General features: G+C 72.5%; 17 protein-coding genes and 1 pseudogene. 6 read left to right on the forward strand and 12 right to left on the reverse strand.

What is annotated here, in order from left to right; all coding sequences use genetic code 11:
* Window positions 1–5: 5 nt before the first annotated feature.
* Entirely contained in the window at window positions 6–911 is a 906-nt protein-coding gene (gene mqnP, locus ACFVVL_RS09210) for a menaquinone biosynthesis prenyltransferase MqnP (RefSeq protein WP_387672793.1), read from the reverse strand.
* Complete coding sequence (locus ACFVVL_RS09215) at window positions 908–2,365, reverse strand: menaquinone biosynthesis decarboxylase (RefSeq protein ID WP_387672796.1); 1,458 nt, start codon at window positions 2,363–2,365, stop codon at window positions 908–910. Before ACFVVL_RS09215 ends, mqnP begins: the two co-directional genes overlap by 4 nt.
* Window positions 2,366–2,490: 125 nt before the next feature.
* Between ACFVVL_RS09215 and ACFVVL_RS09220 the strand changes: the two genes are divergently transcribed.
* The 4 genes and pseudogenes from ACFVVL_RS09220 to ACFVVL_RS09235 all read left to right on the forward strand — a co-directional run bounded on the left by ACFVVL_RS09220 (window position 2,491) and on the right by ACFVVL_RS09235 (window position 6,096).
* Window positions 2,491–2,895, forward strand: a complete 405-nt coding sequence (locus tag ACFVVL_RS09220; RefSeq protein ID WP_387672799.1) for a PLD nuclease N-terminal domain-containing protein — start codon at window positions 2,491–2,493, stop codon at window positions 2,893–2,895.
* Between the two features lie 439 nt (window positions 2,896–3,334).
* Entirely contained in the window at window positions 3,335–4,936 is a 1,602-nt protein-coding gene (locus tag ACFVVL_RS09225) for an acyl-CoA carboxylase subunit beta (RefSeq protein ID WP_387672802.1), read from the forward strand.
* Between the two features lie 92 nt (window positions 4,937–5,028).
* Window positions 5,029–5,205: pseudogene (locus tag ACFVVL_RS09230) on the forward strand (acyl-CoA carboxylase subunit epsilon); the annotation flags it as partial.
* Between the two features lie 261 nt (window positions 5,206–5,466).
* Window positions 5,467–6,096 (forward strand): ScbR family autoregulator-binding transcription factor, encoded by a 630-nt coding sequence (locus ACFVVL_RS09235; protein ID WP_380293141.1) that lies wholly within the window; start codon window positions 5,467–5,469, stop codon window positions 6,094–6,096.
* Between the two features lie 49 nt (window positions 6,097–6,145).
* Here the strand turns inward: ACFVVL_RS09235 and ACFVVL_RS09240 are convergent, their stop codons facing one another.
* Window positions 6,146–6,796 carry a ScbR family autoregulator-binding transcription factor gene (locus tag ACFVVL_RS09240; RefSeq protein WP_387672805.1) on the reverse strand — a complete coding sequence of 217 codons (651 nt, stop codon included), beginning with the start codon at window positions 6,794–6,796 and terminating at the stop codon, window positions 6,146–6,148.
* Between the two features lie 376 nt (window positions 6,797–7,172).
* Here ACFVVL_RS09240 and ACFVVL_RS09245 point away from each other — a divergent pair, with 376 nt between their 5' ends.
* The gene (locus ACFVVL_RS09245; RefSeq protein ID WP_387672808.1) at window positions 7,173–8,231 is read left to right on the forward strand and encodes a ScbA/BarX family gamma-butyrolactone biosynthesis protein; all 1,059 of its coding nucleotides are present in this window, start codon (window positions 7,173–7,175) and stop codon (window positions 8,229–8,231) included.
* Window positions 8,232–8,271: 40 nt separating this feature from the next.
* On the opposite strand, the gene ACFVVL_RS09250 is transcribed toward ACFVVL_RS09245, so the two are convergent.
* The 7 genes from ACFVVL_RS09250 to hemL all read right to left on the reverse strand — a co-directional run bounded on the left by ACFVVL_RS09250 (window position 8,272) and on the right by hemL (window position 15,361).
* Window positions 8,272–8,658 carry a hypothetical protein gene (locus tag ACFVVL_RS09250; RefSeq protein WP_380685029.1) on the reverse strand — a complete coding sequence of 129 codons (387 nt, stop codon included), beginning with the start codon at window positions 8,656–8,658 and terminating at the stop codon, window positions 8,272–8,274.
* A gap of 143 nt (window positions 8,659–8,801) precedes the next feature.
* Complete coding sequence (gene ccsB, locus ACFVVL_RS09255) at window positions 8,802–9,935, reverse strand: c-type cytochrome biogenesis protein CcsB (RefSeq protein WP_387672812.1); 1,134 nt, start codon at window positions 9,933–9,935, stop codon at window positions 8,802–8,804.
* 3 nt (window positions 9,936–9,938) lie between these two features.
* On the reverse strand, window positions 9,939–11,696 hold the full coding sequence (locus tag ACFVVL_RS09260) for a cytochrome c biogenesis protein ResB (RefSeq protein ID WP_387672815.1): 1,758 nt from the start codon (window positions 11,694–11,696) through the stop codon (window positions 9,939–9,941).
* Between the two features lie 3 nt (window positions 11,697–11,699).
* The gene (locus ACFVVL_RS09265) at window positions 11,700–12,413 is read right to left on the reverse strand and encodes a cytochrome c biogenesis CcdA family protein (RefSeq protein ID WP_387673178.1); all 714 of its coding nucleotides are present in this window, start codon (window positions 12,411–12,413) and stop codon (window positions 11,700–11,702) included.
* 56 nt (window positions 12,414–12,469) lie between these two features.
* Window positions 12,470–13,084 carry a TlpA family protein disulfide reductase gene (locus tag ACFVVL_RS09270; RefSeq protein WP_387672818.1) on the reverse strand — a complete coding sequence of 205 codons (615 nt, stop codon included), beginning with the start codon at window positions 13,082–13,084 and terminating at the stop codon, window positions 12,470–12,472.
* Between the two features lie 231 nt (window positions 13,085–13,315).
* A complete protein-coding gene (locus ACFVVL_RS09275; RefSeq protein ID WP_380293175.1) occupies window positions 13,316–13,963 on the reverse strand; it encodes a histidine phosphatase family protein in 648 nt (215 codons plus the stop codon).
* Between the two features lie 69 nt (window positions 13,964–14,032).
* Complete coding sequence (hemL, locus tag ACFVVL_RS09280; protein WP_380293157.1) at window positions 14,033–15,361, reverse strand: glutamate-1-semialdehyde 2,1-aminomutase; 1,329 nt, start codon at window positions 15,359–15,361, stop codon at window positions 14,033–14,035.
* Between the two features lie 321 nt (window positions 15,362–15,682).
* Here hemL and ACFVVL_RS09285 point away from each other — a divergent pair, with 321 nt between their 5' ends.
* Window positions 15,683–16,312, forward strand: coding sequence for a hypothetical protein (locus ACFVVL_RS09285; RefSeq protein WP_380293159.1), 630 nt, complete (start codon window positions 15,683–15,685; stop codon window positions 16,310–16,312).
* An 82-nt stretch (window positions 16,313–16,394) separates the two neighbouring features.
* On the opposite strand, the gene ACFVVL_RS09290 is transcribed toward ACFVVL_RS09285, so the two are convergent.
* Window positions 16,395–18,164 carry an LCP family protein gene (locus ACFVVL_RS09290; RefSeq protein WP_380293161.1) on the reverse strand — a complete coding sequence of 590 codons (1,770 nt, stop codon included), beginning with the start codon at window positions 18,162–18,164 and terminating at the stop codon, window positions 16,395–16,397.
* Window positions 18,165–18,322: 158 nt separating this feature from the next.
* The gene (locus ACFVVL_RS09295; RefSeq protein ID WP_387672823.1) at window positions 18,323–18,823 is read right to left on the reverse strand and encodes a MarR family winged helix-turn-helix transcriptional regulator; all 501 of its coding nucleotides are present in this window, start codon (window positions 18,821–18,823) and stop codon (window positions 18,323–18,325) included.
* Between the last annotated feature and the right edge of the window lie 7 nt (window positions 18,824–18,830).

An 18,830-nucleotide genomic window follows, 5' to 3' on the forward strand; every position in this document is an offset into this window, starting at 1 on the left:
CGGCCTCAGACGCCGAGGCCGCGCACCACCAGGTCCACCAGCGCGAAGAAGAACAGCGAGATGCCGACGAAGCCGTTGGTCTGGAAGAACGCCCGGTTCAGCCGGGACAGGTCGTTCGGCCTGACGATGGTGTGCTCGTAGACGAAGGCGCCGGCCACCACCAGCAGGCCGATCCAGAACGCGACGCCCGCGTCGGTGAGCACCGCGTACCAGCCGAGCAGCAGCGTGGTGACGACGTGGCAGCCGCGGGCCCCGCGGATCGCGGCCGGGACGCCGAACCGGGCCGGGACGGAGCGCACGCCGCCCTCCCGGTCGGAGGCGACGTCCTGGCAGGCGTAGATCAGGTCGAAGCCGCCGATCCAGATGCCGACCGCCGCGCCGAGCACGACGGCGTCCCAGGACCAGGTGCCGGTGACGGCCAGCCAGGCGCCGACCGGGCCCATCGCCTGGGCCAGGCCCAGGATCGCCTGCGGGAAGTCGGTGAACCGCTTGCCGTACGGGTAGACCACCATCGGCACCACGGCCACCGGCGCGAGCGCCAGGCAGAGCGGGTTGAGCAGGGCCGCGGCGCCGAGGAAGACCACCAGGGCGATCGCCGAGCCGATGTACGCGGTCTTCAGCGAGACGACGCCGGTGACGAGTTCGCGGCCCGCCGTGCGCGGGTTGCGGGCGTCGATCTCGCGGTCGATGATCCGGTTGGCGGCCATGGCGAAGGTCCGCAGGCCCACCATGCAGACCGTGACGATGAACAGCTCGCCCCAGTGCACCCGTCCGTCGGCCAGGAACATCGCCGTCAGCGCCGCGATGTAGGCGAAGGGCAGGGCGAAGACCGAGTGCTCGATCATCACCAGCCGCAGGAAGGACTTCACCTTGCCGGGCGGGACCTCGGGGAGCGCGGCGGCGGTGCTCACAGCCCGTACTCCTTCCAGCGCCGGTCCACCAGGGCGGCGGTCGCCGGGTCGGAGGTGACCATCTCGGGCCAGCCGCCGTCGCGGGTGTAACCCTCCTCGGGCAGCTTGCGGGTCGCGTCGATGCCCGCCTTGCCGCCCCAGAACTGCTGGTAGGAGGCGTGGTCGAGGTGGTCGACGGGGCCCTCCACCACGGTGAGGTCGCGGCTGTAGTCGACGTTGCCGAAGGCCCGCCAGGCGACCTCCTGGTAGTCGTGGACGTCGCAGTCGGCGTCCACCACGATGATCAGCTTGGTCAGCGACATCATGTGCGCGCCCCAGATGGCGTGCATGGTCTTCTGCGCGTGCTTCGGGTACTTCTTGTCGATCGAGACGATCACGCAGTTGTGGAAGCCGCCGGCCTCGGGCAGGTCGTAGTCGACGATGTCCGGGATGATGATCTTCAGCAGCGGCAGGAAGAAGCGCTCGGTGAACTTGCCCAGCGGGCCGTCCTCCGTCGGCGGGCGGCCGACCACGATGGACTGCAGGATCGGCCGGCGGCGCATCGTCACGCAGTCGATCGTCAGCGCCGGGAACGGCTCCTGCGGCGTGTAGAAGCCGGTGTGGTCGCCGAACGGCCCCTCGGGCAGCAGCTCGCCCGGCTCCAGCCAGCCCTCCAGGACCACCTCGGCGTCGGCCGGGACCTGCAGCGGGACGGTCTTGCAGTCGACCATCTTCACCCGCTCGCCCGCGACGAACCCGGCGAACAGGTACTCGTCGATGTCGCCCGGCAGCGGCGCGGTGGCCGCGTAGGTGACGGCCGGCGGGCAGCCGAAGGCGATCGCGACCGGCAGCTTCTCGCCCCGCCTGGCGGCCACCGCGGCGTGGTTGCGGCTGTCCTTGTGAATCTGCCAGTGCATGCCGATGGTGCGGCGGTCGTGCCGCTGCAGCCGGTACAGACCGAGGTTGCGGATGCCGGAGTCCGGGTCCTTGGTGTGGGTGAGGCCCAGGTTGAAGAAGGAGCCGCCGTCCAGCGGCCAGGTGAACAGCGCCGGCAGCTCGTCCAGGTTGACGTCCTCGCCGGTCAGCACCACCTCGTGCACCGGAGCGTCGCCGGACTTGACGTGCTTCGGCGGCACGTGGGCCATCGAGGCGAGCTTGCCGAAGGCGTCCCGGAAGCCGGTGAAGCCCTGCGGCAGCTCCGGCTTCAGCAGGCCGGAGATCTTGTCGCCGATCTCCTCCGGGCCCTTGAGGCCGAGCGCCTTGGCGAGCCGGCGCTCGGTGCCGAAGACGTTCATCGCCAGCGGCATCGTGGAGCCCTTGACGTTCTCGAACAGCAGGGCCGGGCCCTTGGCCTTCTGCACGCGGTCGACGATCTCGCCGATCTCCAGATAGGGGTCCACCTCCGCCTTGATGCGCTTGAGGTCGCCTTCGCGGTCGAGGGCCCGCAGGAACGAGCGGAGATCGTCGTATGCCATGCCAGCCAGTATCCGCCACCCGATAGCCTGGCCTGTGTCAAGGGCCCCCTTGGAGCGCGCACCGCCAGCGGCCGCCGCTCCGAGGGCCCGACCGCCACCGACGCCGCCCGGGGGAGATCGCCGCCGTGCTGAGGATCCTGACCTTCGTGCTCCCGCTCGCCCTGTGGGTGTGGGCCTTCATCGACTGCCTGACCACCCCCGAGGAGGAGGTGAAGCACCTCCCCAAGGTGGTCTGGGTGATCATCGTGCTGCTCTTCCCGCTGGTCGGCTCGATCGCCTGGCTGGTGGCCGGCAAGCAGCGCGGGGTGCGCACCGCCCCGGCCGGCGGCCACGGCGCGGGCGGCCCGGCGTACGACCGCCGGCGCGACGGCCGCCCGCTCGCCCCGGACGACGACCCCGAGTTCCTCGCCTCGCTGAACAGGCGCGACGACGGCCACGAGGACATGCTCAAGCAGTGGGAGGCGGATCTGCGCCGCCGCGAGGACGAGCTGCGCGGCAAGGAGGACCCGGACGAGGGACGACGGGCCTGACCCCGGTCGCTCGGACAGCCCACCCGGCATCCACCGGGTGGGCTGCGGTGTTTTTGGCGCATCCCTACGACTCACCGGCCACCGGCCACGCAGCGGCGCGCCCTTCGCGGGTCTCCCGGGCGCCCCTCGGACGGCCCCGGACCGCAGCCGGACGGCATCCGGCGGGACAGCGCTGACCTGCGCGTTTCCTCATGTCCAGCTCACCCGGCAGCCATCCGGACGACAGCTCGGGGTAATCGAACAGCTACCGTACGGGCAGGCTGAATCGCTTCTGTTTCTGTGCAGCCCTGACATCTAAACGGACGCGACCTTGTACGGAATCGACGCCGAAACCAGCGTGCGGCCCCTCGTACAGTCATAAGTGAAGAAGTGATTCGCAGCCGGGGGCATCGCAGACGTTGGCTGTCGGACAGTTCCCTCACCTTTGGAGTGGTTCGAGATGACGGTTGTGCACCAGGCGCCGGTCGACGACGACGCCCCCGAAGTCCCCGCGGACGTACGGGGCAAGGTCGCGGAGCTGCACGAACTGCGCGAGCAGGTCCGGCGCGGGCCGAGCGAGAAGGCCACCGAGGCCCAGCACGCCAAGGGCAAGCTGACCGCCCGCGAGCGCATCGACCTCCTGCTCGACGAGGGCTCGTTCCACGAGGTCGAGCCGCTGCGCCGGCACCGCGCCCAGGGCTTCGGCCTGGAGGCGAAGAAGCCGCACACCGACGGCGTCGTCGTCGGCTGGGGCACCGTGCACGGCCGGACGGTCTTCACCTACGCCCACGACTTCCGGATCTTCGGCGGCGCGCTGGGCGAGGCCCACGCCCAGAAGATCCACAAGATCATGGACATGGCCATCGCGGCCGGTGCCCCGCTGGTCTCCCTGAACGACGGCGCCGGCGCCCGCATCCAGGAGGGCGTCACCGCGCTCGCCGGCTACGGCGGCATCTTCCAGCGCAACACCCGGGCCTCCGGCGTCATCCCGCAGATCTCCGTGATGCTCGGCCCGTGCGCCGGTGGCGCGGCCTACTCGCCGGCTCTCACCGACTTCGTCTTCATGGTCCGCGAGACCTCGCAGATGTTCATCACCGGCCCGGACGTCGTCCAGGCCGTCACCGGCGAGAAGATCAGCCAGAACGGGCTCGGCGGCGCCGACGTGCACGCCGGGGTCTCCGGCGTCTCGCACTTCGTCTACGACGACGAGCAGTCCTGCATCGAGGAGGTCCGCTACCTCCTCTCGCTGCTGCCGCAGAACAACCGCGAGATGCCCCCGTCGGCCGTCAACGACGACCCGGTGGACCGCCGCAACGAGTCACTGCTCGACCTGGTGCCCGCCGACGGCAACCGGCCGTACGACATGCGCAAGGTCATCGAGGAGATCGTCGACCACGGCGAGTACCTGGAGGTCCACGAGCGCTGGGCCACCAACGTGCTCTGCGTGCTCGCCCGGATCGACGGCCACGTCACCGGCATCATCGCCAACCAGCCGCAGTCGCTGGCCGGCGTGCTGGACATCAACGCCAGCGAGAAGGCCGCGCGCTTCGTCCAGATGTGCGACGCCTTCAACATCCCCCTGGTCACCATGCTCGACGTCCCCGGCTTCCTGCCCGGCGTCGACCAGGAACACGACGGCATCATCCGGCACGGCGCCAAGCTGCTCTACGCCTACTGCAACGCGACCGTGCCGCGGATCCAGCTGATCCTGCGCAAGGCCTACGGCGGTGCCTACATCGTCATGGACTCGCGCTCGATCGGCGCCGACCTCTCCTTCGCCTGGCCGACCAACGAGATCGCCGTCATGGGCGCCGAGGGCGCGGCCAACGTCATCTTCCGCCGGGACATCAACGCCGCCGACGACCCGGACGCGATGCGCAACCAGAAGATCAAGGAATACAAGAGCGAACTGATGCACCCGTACTACGCGGCCGAGCGCGGCCTCGTGGACGACGTCATCGACCCCGCCGAGACCCGTCAGGTCCTGGTGTCCTCGCTGGCCATGCTCCGCACCAAGCACGCGGACCTGCCGAGCCGCAAGCACGGCAACCCGCCGATGTAGCGGCCGCGCCGCCCGGCCGCACAGCGCACCGCCGGGCACGCCGACGCCGACGCCGACCGACCCACCACCATCCGCCGGGAGAGAACCGGACCATGACCGCTTCCGCCGAACCACTCGTCCGCATCGTCCGCGGCTCGCTCACCGACGAGGAGCTCGCCGCCCTCACCGCCGTGCTGATGGCCCGCGCCGCGGCCGCCCAGCAGGCGGCGGCCGCCGCCTCGCCGGTCGAGCCGATCGCCAACTGGCAGCGCCTGGAGCGCCGCCCGGCGTACTACTCGCCGGCCCGCGGGCTGGGGGCCGCGCGCCGGCACTACGGCGGCCCCGCACACCGGCCCCCCCGCGGCCCGCCCCCCCCCCCCCGGGGGGGGCCGGCCGGCGGCGTTCCAGGCCCGGGGCGAGCGCGCGCGACCGGCGCGCACCGGCGCCCGGAACGGCTCGAAAGGATCGCTACCGCACGGTACGGGGGCCAGTGCCCGGTCCGCCGCCGTAGGATCCAGCCGCTGCCGACGACAGAGAGCAGGGAGGCTGCGATGGCCAGGCAGGCCCGGGCGCTGGCGACCCGCCAGACGGTGCTGCGCGCCGCGGCCGAGGTGTTCGACGAACGCGGCTACGCGGGCGCCACCATGGCCGAGATCCTGGAACGGGCCGGTGTCACCAAGGGCGCGCTCTACTTCCACTTCCCGTCCAAGGAGGAGCTGGCGCTCGCCGTGATCGAGGGTCAGAGCGCCTGGCTGGCCACCTGGCAGCCCGCCACCGACAGCCCGATGCAGACGGTCATCGACCTCGGCTACGCGTTCGCGCACTCGCTGCTGGACGACCCGCTGCTGCGCGGCGCGATCCGGCTGACGATCGAGCACGGCACCTTCACCCAGCCGCAGGTCGGCGCCTACCAGGGCTGGGCGGACGCGGCGCGCGAGCTGCTGGAGCGCTCGCTGGAGGTCGGCGAACTCCGCCCCGGGGTGCGGCCGGCGGCCGCCGCCGGGGTGATCACCGGCGCGGTGGCCGGCATCCAGCTCAACTCGCAGGTGCTGACGGACCGCAGGGACCTGCTGCAGCGGATGGCCGACCTCTGGGCGCTGCTGCTGCCCGGCCTGGTCGAGCCCGGCGCCCTGGCCCGCCTCGACACCGTCGACCGGACCACCACCCGCCCGCACGGCTAGGACGGGGCGGGACGGGACGGGGCGGGGGCGGGCGCGGAGGCGGGGGCGCCTAGAAGCGGTAGTCCGTCAGGCGCTCGGCCGGGACGAGCGACGGGAGGGCGGCCGACCAGAGGCCGCTGATCGCGGCGGGGGCGAGCCGGCCGGTGGCCTCGGCGGCGAACAGGACCAGTCCGGCTGCCAGGGTGGCCAGCAGCCCGGCCGCCTGCTCCCGGTCGAGCCCGGGGCGCAGTTCGCCGGCCGCCGAGGCCCGGTCGAGCAGGGTGCGGAAGACGGCGGTCAGACGCCGCCAGGCGTCCGCCGAGGGCTCCGGCGGCGAGCCGGCCGGGGCCACCACCGCACCGGTCGCGCAGCCCGCCGGACGGCCGCCGAGGCCGAGCAGCACGCCGGCCCGGACCACCACGTCCTCGCGCAGCAGCCGGGCCAGTTCGTGGGTGAGGTCGACGAGTTCCTGGACGGCCGGCCCGCCGCCGCGCAGCGCCCGCAGCACGGCCAGGCCGACGGTGTCGGCGGCCTCGGCGCGGACGCCGTCCGCGAGGGCCTGCTTGGAGACGAAGTGGAAGTAGAGGGCGCCCTTGCTGACGCCCGCCCGGCGGCTGATGTCGACCAGGCTGGCCGACTCGAAACCCGCGTCGGCGAAGGTGTCCGCCGCGGCGAGCAGCACGGCCTGCCTGGTACGCCCCGCCCGTTCCTGCTTAGCCACTCGGCCCCTCCGGCCCCGGCCGCGGCGGGCTGCGGCCCGCCCGGTTGCTGTCACGGCGCCGCCGTCGGTTCCGCGGCGCCCCGTCTGCGGACCGTCGGTGGCGCGCCGCGACCGCCCGAAACCGCATGGTTGGTATCTAATCTAGCCCCTGTCCGGCCCCCGCCGTCCAGAGGGGACGGGCCGCCGCCCGGGCCCCCGCCCGGGGGCCGGACCGGGCCGGCCGGGCGTTGCCGCAGGCCGGCGCCCGGGTACGGTGGGCCCGGCGGGGCGCACACAAGTGACGACCCCGCAGGGGGAGCAGAAACCGGGTGGCCTGTATGTTTTTCCAGGGCCGCCCGCACGGCCGGCCGACCGACACCCGGGAGTGGGGCCAGTCATGCCAGTGTTCACCGCGACGGACGGCGACACCCCGTATCCCCACCCCGGCCCCGTCCCCGCGGGCCCGGGGCGCTACGACTTCCACGAGCGCACCGTCTCGCGCCACCTGGTGCGCCGCTCCTCGGTCGCCGAGGTGCTCATCACCGGCTGGCAGGCCACCGGCCCCTACGACTTCCTGCTCGGCGCCCAGTGGCCGCGGCTGCACGGCTTCTACCGGCTGCCCGGCGACCGCCACCACGACCCGGTGCTGATGGCCGAGACGGTCCGGCAGGCCGCCCTGCTGGTGGGCCACGCCGGGTTCGGCGTGCCGCACGACCACCACGCGGTGCTCGACGAGCTCGGCTACACCCTCGGCCCGGCCGGACTGGACGGTCTGGCGGTCACCACCGCCCCCACCGAGCTGATGCTCCGGATCACCTGCCACGACGTCCGGATGCGGCACGGCCGGCTGCTCGCGCTGCGGGTGGACGCCGAGGTCGAACGCGACGGCCGCCCGGTCGCCCGCGGCTTCGGCGGGCTGCGGATCCTCTCCCCCGCCGCCTACGACCGGCTGCGCGGCCCCGGTCCGGCCGCCGCACCGGCGAGGCTGCCGGGCCAGGCCACCGCGCCGGAGCTGGTGGGCCGTCAGCAGGCCGCCGACGTCGTGCTCGGTCCGGCCCTGCTGCCCGGCAGCTGGCTGCTGCACGCGGACACCCGCCACCCGGTGCTGTTCGACCCGATGGACCCGGCGCCCGGCCACCTGCCCGGGATGCTCGTCCTGGAGGCCGCCCGGCAGGCCGCCCAGCGGCTGCACCACCCGGACCGGGTGGTGCCGCTGGAACTGGTCACCTCGTTCCACGACCCGATCGCGCCGGACCGCCCCTGCGTGGTGCGGGCGGTCCGGGAGGGCGGTCAGGAGACCGGCGGCGGCAGCGGACGGCGGGCGGCGCTGCGGGTCCTGCTGGTGCAGGAGGGCCGGACGGTGGCCGAGGCCCGGCTGCTCACCGGGCCGGCCGACGGCGGCCCGGCCCGGGCCGAGCCGGCCCCGGCGCGCCGGGGCCTGCCGCTCGCCAGCTGAGCCCGCCCCGGCCGGGGGCAGGCCGTGCCGGGGCACGGACTCAGGCGGCCACCAGCGCGGACGGCCGCCCGGCGTGCATCACGGAGAGGTTCTCCGCCAGCCGCCCCGGGTCCTGGGCCAGCCACAGCCGCAGCGCGGCGCCCAGCATCGCGCTGGCCGAGCCGATCCGCACCTGCGTCACCTGGGCGATCCGGGCCGCGCCCGGCACCAGCAGGTCGGCCAGCGGCGCCGGCAGCCAGACGGTCAGCGCGCACGGCGCGGGGGCCGCGAGGGCGCCCAGCAGCCGGTAGGCGTCGGCCGGCGAGCTGACCGTGGGGATGATGTCCAGCAGCCCGTCGGCCACCACCTCGGACACGTCGCTGCGGTGTCCCTGGGCGAGCCGGCGGAGCAGCAGGTGCTCGGCGGCGGTGATTCGGACGGTCAGCATGACCTCGTCGCACTCCATTGCGCGATTTCCTCCTCAGTTCCTCCCCGTGCCGGACCGGGCGGCCGGCACGAACTACCCCTGTCGCACCTCGGCCCGGCTTCCTCGTCTGGAGTGCCGGGCCGGTGGGTGGTTTCCGGTCCCGGTCAAATCCCCGCGTAGGAGTGCTTGCCGGTGACGAAGATGTTCACGCCGTAGTAGTTGAACAGCCAGCAGGCGAAGGCGGCGAGCGCCAGGTACGCGGCCTTGCGGCCCTTCCAGCCGGCGGTGGCGCGGGCGTGCAGGTAGCACGCGTAGGCGACCCAGGTGATGAACGACCAGGTCTCCTTCGGGTCCCACTCCCAGTACTTGCCCCAGGCGGCCTCGGCCCAGATCGCGCCCGCGATGATGGTGAAGGTCCACAGCGGGAAGACCAGGGCGTTGATCCGGTAGGAGAGCTTGTCCAGGGTGGCCGCGGCGGGCAGCCGGCGCCAGATCGACGGCGAGGTGCCCAGCGGGCCCCGGGTCAGACCGGCGGCCATCCGCTTGTCGAAGGAGTCCTTGCCCAGGTACAGCAGCGTCGTGACGAACGCCGCGTAGAAGGCGCCGCCGCAGACGATCGCGGTGGAGACGTGGATCGCCAGCCAGTACGAGTGCAGGGCCGGGACGAGCTGCTCGGACTCGGTGTACAGCACCTCGGTGGCGATGCCGAGGGTGAGCACCACCGCCAGGGTGACCGGCAGGCCGAGCCAGCGGACCGGCTTCTTCGCGGCCAGCAGGCCGACGAAGGCCACCGCCATGGCGAGCGCGAAGGCGCAGGAGAACTCGTACATGTTGCCCCACGGCCAGCGGGAGACCGAGAGGCCGCGGGTGAGGACGCCACCCGTGTGCAGCAGGAGGCCGAGGACGGTGAGCGAGACCGCGATCCGGCCGGCCAGGTCGGCCTTCTCGCTGGTGCCGGCCGCGCCGGGGCCGTCGACGTCCTCGTCGCCGCGCCCGCTGGTCACCACCGTGGCACCCTCGCCGGCCAGCGCGGTGCGGGTCAGGGTCGTGGTGCCGCCGCGTGCGGAGGCGACGGTGACCGTGACCTTCTTGGCGCCCTTGGTCCTGGCGTCGGCGTCGGCGACGGTCTCGGCCAGACCGGCCTGCTGGATGGAGCGGACGGCGACGGCGCCCTTCGAGCCGAAGGTCCATTCGAACATGTAGGCGAACATGGCGATCAGATAGACCGCCATCGCCGAATAGATCAGCTTGTTGGACAGGTCGGCCAGCTGCGGGTCGACCGACGAGGCGAGGTGCACCGTCTACTCCTTGGAGTTCTGGTCGGCGGGGACTGCGGATTCTTCGGGCACCGGGGCCTCGTCGGCCCCGGTGGTGCCGTCGTCGGGCCCCTCATCGGGCTCGTCGTCGAGCGCGGGAGCGTCGTCCTGGAGGTCCACCGCCAGTGCGGCCAGCTCCTCGGCGATCTTCGCCGACTCGCTGCGGCCCAGCCCGGCCAGCTCGACCAGGGTCCCGCCGTCCGGCAGCGCCACCGCCCGCACCCAGATCCGGCGCCGCTGGATGAACAGCGAGCCGATCAGGCCGGCGATCGCGGCCACCGCGCCGGCCAGCGCGATGCCGTTGCCCGGACGGTGCGAGACGTTGAAGCTGGCCCACTTCTTGTAGCCCTCGAAGGTGACCGTGCCGTAGCCGTCCGGCAGCTCCCAGACCTGCTTGGGGTCCAGCTTGGCCTTCGCGGGCTCGCCGTCCCGCTGGAGCTGGGTCAGGTTCTTGGTGTTGAGCTGGTAGATGTTCTGCGGCAGGCCGGAGTCGGTGCCCAGGTCGCCCGCGTAGGCGTTGAGCACCAGCACCGGGGCCGCGTCACCGGGGAACAGCGAACGCGGGCCGGTGTTCTTGTCGAAGGCCACCGGGGCGGTCGGCAGGAAGAAGCCGGACAGGCCCAGCTGGGTCCGCTTGCCGTCCTTCTCGCCGTAGTCGGAGACCTTGATGACGCCGGTGGAGGTCAGGTTGCCGTCCTGCGGCAGGAACGGGGTGGCGCCGGTGTAGACGACGTCGCCCGCGGCGTTGCGGACCGTGATCACCGGGGCGTAGCCGTGGCCGATCAGGTAGAACTTGCTGCCGCCGATCTCCAGCGGGCGGTTCACCTCGATCTTGCCCTGCTTGAGCTTCGACGGGTCGCTGCCCTCGTAGTACTCGACGCCCGCGGTGAACTCCCGGGCGCTGCCGATCTGGGAGCCGTTGTTCTGGAACTTCGAGGTGAAGCTGTTCAGCTTCACGTAGAACGGGTCGAGGTCGTCGCTGCCGTAGAAGCGGGTCCCGGTGAAGTCGTCCAGCTGGGTGATGGTGTTGGAGTAGCCCTCGCCCTCGACCAGCAGCTTGCCGCCGGTGCCGCTGGCCAGGCTCGCCCAGGCGAAGCCGCCGAGCAGCGCGAACAGCGACAGGTGGAAGACCAGGTTGCCGACCTCGCGCAGGTAGCCCTTCTCGGCCGCCACCGCGCCGCCGTCCAGGTGCGCCCGGAACCGCCGCGCGCGCAGCAGCCGGTGGGCGGCGGTGTTGACGGCCGCGGCGTCGGCGTCGGTGCGCCAGGCCGCGTACACCGGCATCCGGGTCAGGTTGCGCGGCGCCGCCGGCGGCCGCGAGCGCAGCACGCCGACGAACTGCCAGGTGCGCGGGACGATGCAGCCGGCCAGCGAGACGAACAGCAGGATGTAGATCGCCGAGAACCAGACCGAGCTGTACACGTCGAACAGCTGGAGCTTCTCGTAGATCGGCGCGACCGTGGTGTGCTGCGCCTTCCAGGTCTCGACCTTGAACTGGTTCTGCCCGTTCTGCGGGATCAGCGAGCCCGGGATGGCCGCCAGCGAGAGCAGGAACAGCAGGATCAGCGCGACCCGCATCGAGGTCAGCTGGCGCCACATCCAGCGCAGCCAGCCGAGCACGCCGATGCCGGTGGGGCCGTCGGACTCGGCCGGGGCGGTGGTGAGCCGCTCGGCCGCGTCCTCGTCCGCGCCCTGCGCGACGGCGGTCCCGGACCGCTCGCGATCGGTCGTGGTGTTGGTCACGGGTCAGATTCCGATCTGGAAGTCGGCGAACTGGTTCTGCAGGTCACTCACCATCGAGTCCCAGACCCCGGTGACCAGCAGCAGACCGACCACGACGAGCATGCCGCCGCCGATCCGCATCACGAGCGGATAGTGCCGCTTGACCCAGCCGAAGGCGCCCAGCGCCCGGCGGAAGGCCAGCGCCGCCACGACGAACGGTACGCCCAGGCCCAGGCAGTAGACGGTCATCAGCAGGGCGGCGCGGCCGGCATCGGCCTCGTTGAAGGCCAGCGTCTGGATCGCCGACATGGTCGGGCCGAGGCAGGGGGTCCAGCCGACGCCGAACACCACGCCCAGCATCGGCGCGCCGAGCAGCCCGACGGCCGGGCGGCGGTGCGAGCGCAGCTCACGCATGCTCAGCCCGGGCACCAGGCCCATGAAGGCCAGGCCCATCACGACGGTCACCGCACCGAGCACGATCGAGATGACCCGCTTGTGCTCCTGGAGCGTCTGGCCGAAGAAGCCGAACAGCGCTCCGCCGGAGACGAAGACGGCGGTGAAGCCGAGGATGAACAGCAGCGCGCCCGCCAGCATCCGGCCACGGCGGGCGCCGCGCGCGTCGGCGAGGTCCGAGGCGGAGAAGCCGGTGACGTACGACAGGTAGCCGGGGACGAGCGGGAGCACGCAGGGCGAGAAGAAGGACACCAGGCCGGCCACCAGCGCGATGGGCGCCGCCATCAGCAGCGCCCCGCTCTGGATGGTCCCGACGTTGTCGGCGAGCTGTTGCGCCGCGCTCACTTCTGCTGCTCCGCCACGACCGGCTGGAGCATCGACTCCAGGGCGTCGTCGGTCTGGCCGCCGACGGCGCGCGCGGCGAGCCTGCCGTCCCGGTCGACCACCAGGGTGGTCGGGATGGACTGCGGGTTGAGGCTGCCCTTGGGGAACTTGAGCAGCTCCTCGCCGGCCGGGTCGTAGAGGCTGGGGAAGGTGACGCCCTTCTCCTGCTCGAAGCGGACGGCGTTCTTGATCTCGGTGTCCCGGGTGTTGATCCCGAGGAACTGCACGCCCTGGTCCTTGTACTTCTCCCAGACCCGCTGGAGGTCGTCGGCCTCCGAGCGGCACGGGCCGCACCAGGAGCCCCAGACGTTGAGCACGACGACCTTGCCCCGGTAGTCGGAGAGCTTGGCCGGGGTGCCCTCCAGGGTGGTGCCGCCGATGTCCGGCGCGTCCTGGCGGTGGCCGGCGGCCGCGGTCGAGATGTTGCTGCCCTTGGCGGTGACGAAGCCGATCTGCCCGTCACCACTGGCCGAGGAGCCGGAGGAGCTGCAACCGGTGAGGACCAGCGCGGCAGCGGCGGCGGTGACCGCGGCGGCGGCGAGACGGGGACGGGGGCGCGTCATGCCAGACATGTGAAAAGTTTCGCATGGAGTCGCGGCCGGGCCCCGGGGGGTCCGGCCTTCTCTGCCGGACCCCCTCTGACCTGCGGCGGGACCATTGGCCCTGGTGTCGCGGGAGTGTGACGCAGCTCTTACTCACACGGCTCTTACACCGGATCGGGAACCATGAACACCGTTCCGCGCGTCCGGGCTTCCTCGGCGTACCCGGATCCGGGTCGCCCCGGGGCCGGCGCCGGCCTGCCCTCAGGCGCCGAAGCTCTTGCCGACCGGCTTGCTCTTGCCGCCCTTGCCGACCAGGTGGGCCGGCAGCAGGTCGCGGGCCGGCTCGCGGTAGCCGACCGAGACGATCCGGTCCCCCTCGTAGGTGAAGCTGGTCAGCGAGGCCAGCGAGCACTGCCGGTTGCGCGGGTCGTGCCAGAGCCGGCGGCGCTCCACGAAGGAGCGGACGATCCAGATCGGCAGCTGGTGGCTGACGCAGACCGCCTCGTGCCCGCGCGCGGCGTCCCGGGCGGCGGCCAGCGCGCCCATCATCCGCACCGCCTGCTCCAGGTAGGGCTCGCCCCAGGAGGGCTTGAACGGGTTGGTCAGGTACTTCCAGTAGGACGGGTTGCGCAGCGAGCCGTCGCCCACTCCGAAGGTCTTGCCCTCGAAGATGTTCTCCGCCTCGATCAGCCGCTCGTCCACCGCGAGGTCCAGGCCGTGCGACTCGGCGATCGGCGTGGCGGTCTCCTGGGCGCGCTCCAGCGGGGACGCCACCACGTGGGTGATGTCCCGCCCGGCCAGGTCCTCGGCGACCCGCTCGGCCATCTCGCGGCCCAGCTCGGACAGCCGGTAGCCCGGCAGCCGCCCGTACAGGACGCCCTCCGGGTTGTGCACCTCACCGTGCCGCATCAGGTGGACGACGGTGATGTCCTTGGCGCTCACTTCTCAGTACTCCTGGTGCTCGTAAGGGCGGCGGGCCTAGGCGGTGGCTTCGGCGGCGGCCCGGGCGGCGGCGGGCAGGGCGGCGGCGATCCGCTCCAGCGCCCGCTCGTCGTGCGCGGCGGAGACGAACCAGGACTCGAAGGCGGACGGCGGCAGGTAGACGCCCTCGGCGAGCATCGCGTGGAAGAACGCGGTGAAGCGGAACGCCTCCTGGGTCTTCGCCTCGGCGTAGTTCGTCACGGCGTCCTCGGTGAAGAACACCGAGAACATGTTCCCGGCGGTCTGCAGCCGGTGCGCCACGCCCTCCTTGGCGAGCGCGGCGGCGACCAGGCCGGAGACCTCGGCGGCGACCCGGTCGACGGCCGTGTACACCTCGTCGGTGCAGCCGCGCAGCTGGGCCAGGCCGGCCGCGGTGGCGATCGGGTTCCCGGACAGCGTGCCGGCCTGGTAGACCGGGCCGGCCGGGGCGAGGTGGGCCATCACGTCGGCGCGGCCGCCGAAGGCCGCGGCCGGGAAGCCGCCGCCCATGACCTTGCCGAAGGTCAGCAGGTCGGGCGCCCAGCCCTCGTTCGCCGCCTCCAGGCCGTACCAGCCGGCCTTGGAGACGCGGAAGCCGGTCATCACCTCGTCGGAGATGAACAGCGCGCCGTTCTCCCGGCAGAGCCGGGCCAGGCCGCCGTTGAAGCCGGGCAGCGGTGGGACGACGCCCATGTTGCCGGGCGAGGCCTCGGTGATCACGCAGGCGATCTCGCCGGGGTGGGCCCGGAAGGCCTCCTCGACGGCGGCGAGGTCGTTGTACGGCAGCACGATGGTGTCGCCGGCCTGGGCGCCGGTGACGCCCGGGGTGTCCGGCAGGCCGAAGGTGGCGACGCCGGAACCGGCGGCGGCCAGCAGGGCGTCCACGTGTCCGTGGTAGCAGCCGGCGAACTTCACGACCTTCGCGCGGCCGGTGAAGCCGCGGGCCAGCCGGATCGCCGACATGGTGGCCTCGGTGCCCGAGGAGACCAGGCGGACCTGCTCGACCGGGGCGACCCGGGAGACGATCTCCTCGGCCAGCTCGACCTCGCCCTGTCCGGGGGTGCCGAAGGAGGTGCCGCGGGTCACCGCCTGCTGCACGGCGTCCAGGACGGCCGGGTGCGCGTGGCCGAGGATCATCGGACCCCACGAGCAGACCAGGTCGACGTACTCGCGGCCGTCGGCGTCGGTCAGGTAGGGGCCGGTGCCGGACACCATGAAGCGCGGCGTACCGCCGACGGCGCGGAACGCGCGCACCGGCGAGTTGACGCCGCCGGGGGTCACGACCGACGCGCGGTCGAAGAGCGACTGGGACTGGGGTGCTTCGTAGGGATAGCTCACGGAAGACATGGTCTCAAATCGTGTCCTTCACCTCTGCATGTCGGACCTCATCATCTGGAACGATGATCCTGGCGCCCGAATCTGTACGGTTATCCATACAACGGGGCCCCTGACTGCTCCGGCTGCCCGGACCAGTCAGACTGTGTACCCGGGGTGTCTCCGGAGTTCCTCCGGCCGCGAGGGCGGACGGGAGCTCCGGGTCGATGCAGGGGTGTGGAGAGGACTGCCGCGTACCGCGACTGGGTACGGCGGCGCATGACGGGTAAGGAGCACGTCCGGAGGGACACCGGACGTGCGGGGGTCTGTCGATTCCGGCGAATTCCGGTGAGGATGGTCCGAGTGTCCGAGGCGCAGGACGGCCACGACGAGGCCGCGGGTGGCTCCCGCCGGCCCGCCGGGGCCGCACGCGGGGGTAAGGGAGCGGGAACGGGCCGTAGCGGCCGCGGCCGTGAGAGGCGGGGTGAGGGACGCGTGGGGGTGACGTACAAGTACTTCGGCGCACCCGACCGGGCGACCGCGGCCCGGGTCCCGACCGCTCTCGGGCCGGGCGGGCTCGGGCTGGACGCGGGCGAGCTCGGCTCGCTCGGCCGGCTCGGCGACCTGATGGAGACCAGTGGCTCCCCCAACGGCCACCTCTCCACCAAGATCAAACCGGAGACCATGAGCGCGATGGTCCTCACCGGCATCCAGGGCGTGCCGCTGCACCAGGTGCCGCCGCTGGAGCTGGTCGTGCTGCACCCGGACTACGCCGTCGTCCAGCTGCCGCAGAACGTCGTCGAACCGCTGCGCAAGGCGGACGAGACCGAGCTCGGCGCCGCCGCGTTCATCTGGTCCACCGTGCCGGACCGGCGCGGCCCGCGCGACGCCTTCGTGATCTACAGCATGCTGCACGAGTGGCAGGACTTCGCCAACCGCCTGCACGAGGCCGGCCACCAGCTGTACTGCCTGGTCTGGCCCTGACCGACGGGAACACGAGCGGGGCCCCCGGCTGCACGCCGGGGGCCCCGTTTCCGTCGGTCCGCGCCTGCGGGCCGACGCGGGCTCAGCCGCCGGACCCGTAGGTGGTGTTGGCGCAGATGTCGTCGTCCGCCGAGCGGGCGTCGTCGGTGACCGAGGTCGGCAGCGGGGCGGGTGCGGTCGGGGTGCCCGGCGCGGTGGTCCCGGCCGCGGCGGCGCCGCCGTTGGCGTCGGCGTAGTCCTTGCCGAGCACGACGCTGATGCCGGCCGCCGAGGTGGGGGTGAGGGTGGCGCCGGGGAACAGCTCGGCGACCTTCTCGGCGTTGGCCTTCTGCCCGGCGCCGTACTCGATCGTGGTGGTGAGCTTGTTGGTGGACTTCGCCTGGCCCACCGAGCCGACGGTGAACTGCGCCGCCTTCAGGGCCTCGCCCGCCCTGGCGCCCAGTCCGTTGGAGGTGGTGCCGTTGAAGACCTTGATCGGGACCGCCGGGGCGGTGTGCGCGGGGGGCGCGGTGGTGGTCGGCGGGGCCTCCGGGGTGGCCGGGGGCGCCGGGGTGGCGGGCGCGTCGGGCTGCTCGCCGGTGGCGTCCTTGCCGTCCAGGGTGCGGTCGGCGCGGATCGCCTCCCACAGCCGGTCCACGTCCGGCTTCACCAGGTCGAGGTTGGCCTCGTTGTAACGCCACGGCGGGGTGACGAACTTGAGGTCGTGCAGGTCGATGTTCTTCAGCGACAGGGCGAAGGACATCAGCTTGTCGACGGTGTCGAGCCCCTCGTCGACGCGCAGCGACTTGGTGGCGGCGTCGGCCAGCGGCAGCAGGGTGGTGGGCTCCAGGCCCTTCTTCTTCACCGTGCTGATCATCGAGCTCATGAAGGCCTGCTGACGCTTCATCCGGCCGATGTCGGAACCGTCGCCGATGCCGTGTCGCAGCCGGACGTAGTCGAGCGCCGGCTGGCCCTCCACCTTTTGCGGACCCTTCTTCAGGACGAGGGAGCCCTTCGTGGGCAGCTTCTCGTTGAGGTCCTTCTCGTAGATGTCCTTGGGCAGGCAGACCTCGACGCCGCCGACGGCCTTGGTCATCGCCGCGAAGCCCTGGAAGTCGACCACGATGGTGTGGTCGACGCGGATGCCGGTGAGCTTCTCCACGGTGTTCTGGGTGCAGGCGGGGTTGCCCTCCGCCGTGCCGCCCACCGTGAAGGCGGCGTTGAACAGGACGTCCTTGCCCTTCTGTTCCTTGGTCCACTTCCCGTTCGGGAGCTTGCACGGCGGGATGGTGACCAGGGTGTTGCGCGGGATCGAGACCCCGATGGCGTTCTTGTGGTCGGCGTAGACGTGCAGCAGGATCGTGGTGTCCGAGCGGGCACCCTCGCTGTCGCCGCCGCCCAGGTCCGAGTTGTCGCCGCCGCGGCTGTCGGAGCCGATCAGCAGGATGTTCACCGGTTTGTTGCCGTTGGCGTCGGCCTGCGCCTCCGGCGGGCGGTCCTTGCTCAGCGCGTCGGCGTCGATCGTCTTGATGTTGCCGTTGAGCTTGAAGTAGATCGCGCCGCCGGTGCCGGCTATCAGCACCAGCGCGCCGACCGCGGTCCAGCCGACGATCTTCTTGACGTTGCGCCGGGGCTTCTTGCCCCGGCCGCCCGACCGGCGGTGACCCTGGCCGTTCGACCCTCCGTCACCACCCGCTCCGCCGCGGCCCTTCGACTGCGCGGCCCGCCTGGCCTCGGCCCGGCCGCCCGGCCGGGGCGCCGGGACGGACCCGGACGAACCGGCCGAACCGGACGAACCGGTGCGCGGCGAACCGCTCCGGGCACCGGTCGAACCCGCCGAGCCGGTCGAACCCTCCGGACGCGGCCGGGCCACGCTGGGCTGACTCCTGTCTCGGCGACCCGACATCCCCGCACCTCTTCACGGCTGTGCCATCGAACGATCAGCGGCCAGGACGTCCCCCCTGGCGCCAGGTGGAGCATACAAGCCGACCGGAAACCGACTACCGCCGCGCCCGGGCCTGGCCCCCCGGCTCAGCCGCGGGCACGGCGCGCGCGGCGCACCGTCCGCTCGCCCCCGACCGGATCGGACAGCGCCCCGCCCCCGTCCACCAGGCGGCCCAGCGCCGTCACGAACACCGCCCGCTCGTCCGGCGGCAGCGACTCCAGCACCTCCCGGTGCACCCGGTCGGCGATCGCGGTGCCCCGCTCGACGGCCTGCGCGCCCGCCTCGGTGACCCGCACGATCCGGGCCCGGCGGTCGGCCACGGACGGGCACCGCTCGGCCAGCCCGGCCTTCTCCAGCTCGTCGACGGTCACCACCATGGTGGTCTTGTCGAGGTCGGCGAGCTCGGCCAGCTGGATCTGGGTGCGCTCGGCCGCCAGCGCGTGGAAGAGCACGCCGTAGGCGCGCGGGGTGACGCCGAGCTCGGTGAACGCCGCCGCCATCCGGGTCGCCAGGACGTGGCTGGCGTGGTCCAGCAGCCCGGAGAGGTCGCGGATCTGACGCACGGGCGGCGTGCGGCTGGTCGTCATGCGTCGA

This window comes from Kitasatospora sp. NPDC058115, assembly GCF_042884635.1.
GTDB lineage: Bacteria > Actinomycetota > Actinomycetes > Streptomycetales > Streptomycetaceae > Kitasatospora.